The organism is Pseudonocardia pini (genome assembly GCF_013870575.1).
Classification (GTDB): Bacteria; Actinomycetota; Actinomycetes; order Mycobacteriales; family Pseudonocardiaceae; genus Pseudonocardia; species Pseudonocardia pini.
On record NZ_JACBXB010000971.1, the window covers coordinates 1 to 1748 of the forward strand.

Sequence of the window (1748 nt, forward strand, 5' to 3'; positions counted from 1 at the left end):
CGCTGCCGCTCCTGCATCGCGCGGCGCTCCGGGTCGCTCATCACGTACCGCAGCGCGACGGCCTTGAGCAGCGCCACCTCCGCCGCCACGTCCGCGGGGACCACGAGGTCCGCGGTGTAGCGCAGGATCGGGGCCTCCCCCACCGCGTGCAGCGTGGCGTCCGTGGCCGCGCGCACGAACCGCCCGACGAGCTCGCTGGTCAGCCGCTTCAACGCGACGTGGTCCGCGACCGGCGCCGTGGCCGTGGCGAACCCGCCGACCGCCTCGACGACCGGCAGCTTCGACAGCGTCTCCGCGGCGACCTCGCAGGCCGTCGGGTCGGCGCCGAAATGGGTGCTGGCCAGCAGCGACAGCACCGCGCGTTCCTCCGGGGAGCCCAGCGCGGCGAGGTCGATCCGGCCGGAGAGGATGCCGTCCTCGACGTCGTGGACGGAGTACGCGACGTCGTCGGACCAGTCCATGACCTGGGCCTCGACGCACCGCGTCGCCGCGGGCGCGCCGTCGCGGACCCAGGCGAACACCTCCGCGTCCTCGGCGTACGCGCCGAACTTGCGCTCCCCGCCGCGGCGCACCCACGGGTACTTGCAGCTGGCGTCGAGCGTGGCGCGGGTGAGGTTGAGCCCGCCGCCCTCCTCCTTCGGCTCGAGCCGGGTGAGGATCCGCAGTGTCTGGGCGTTGCCCTCGAAGCCGCCGCAGGCCGCGCCGATCTCGTCCAGCGCGCGTTCGCCGTTGTGCCCGAAGGGCGGGTGCCCGATGTCGTGGGCCAGCCCGGCGGTGTCGACGACGTCCGGGTCGCAGCCCAGCTCCTCGGCGATCCCCCGGCCGATCTGCGCCACCTCGAGGGAGTGGGTGAGCCGGGTGCGCGGGATGCCCGTGATGTCCGCGGCCTCACCCGGGCCGACGACCTGCGTCTTCCCCGCGAGCCTGCGCAGCGCCGCGGAGTGCAGCACGCGGGCGCGGTCGCGGGAGAACGGGCTGCGCCGCTCGGGCCTGCGCCCGTCCCCGACCCCGGACCCCTTCGGGGACTCGGGCAGGAGCCGCGCCCGGTCGTGGTCGGAGTACGCGGTCATCCCAGCCCGGTGTCCCCGGTCTCGGCGGAGGCGTGGGTGAGCCGGTAGTAGAGCAGCGCCGCGGTCTCGCGGAGGATGTAGCGCGCCTGCGTCTCGCGGGTCTGCACCACGGGGCCGCTGCGGGTCGGCGAGGTCCAGGCCTCCAGCCCGGAGTCCCGCGCCATGGTGCGGGCCCGCAGGGAGTGCCACGGGTCGCTCACGACGAGGGCGGACTCCCAGCCGTCCTGCTGCGCGCGCGCCGCCACCGCCTTGAGGCTGCCCAGGGTGTCCGAGCCCTCCGCCACCGTGGTGATCGCGCTCGCGGGCACGCCCTGGCGGACCAGGTAGCGGGTCCCGGCCTCGGCCTCGGTGTACTCGTCCCCGGCGCGGCTGCCGCCGACGGTGACGATCCGCGGCGCCAGCCCCTCCTCGTACAGGGCCGCGGCGTGCTGGAGCCGGGCGGCGAGGATCGGGCTGGGCTCGCCGTCGTACTGCGCCGCGCCGAGCACGACGACGGCGTCGACCGGCCGGTCCCCGTCCACCCGCGCGGTCTGCCACACGCGGAACAGGGTGCCGCCCAGGACGATCGCCGCGACCAGGAGCGTGCCCAGGACGAACCGGGCGAACCAGGTCAGCCCGGTTCGGGCCCGCAGTCGGGTGGTGGGTTCGGCGAGCGGCACGGTGGGCGGTTCGGGAGCG

2 protein-coding genes are annotated in these 1748 nt (G+C 75.9%); both read right to left on the bottom strand.

What is annotated here, in order from left to right:
- Positions 1–1070: deoxyguanosinetriphosphate triphosphohydrolase (locus H5J29_RS31460; protein WP_181784565.1), on the bottom strand; the 1070-nt coding region annotated here is incomplete at its 3' end.
- On the bottom strand, positions 1067–1684 hold the full coding sequence (locus tag H5J29_RS31465) for a YdcF family protein (RefSeq protein ID WP_181784566.1): 618 nt from the start codon (positions 1682–1684) through the stop codon (positions 1067–1069). The genes H5J29_RS31460 and H5J29_RS31465, both read right to left, overlap by 4 nt.
- Positions 1685–1748 lie beyond the last annotated feature (64 nt).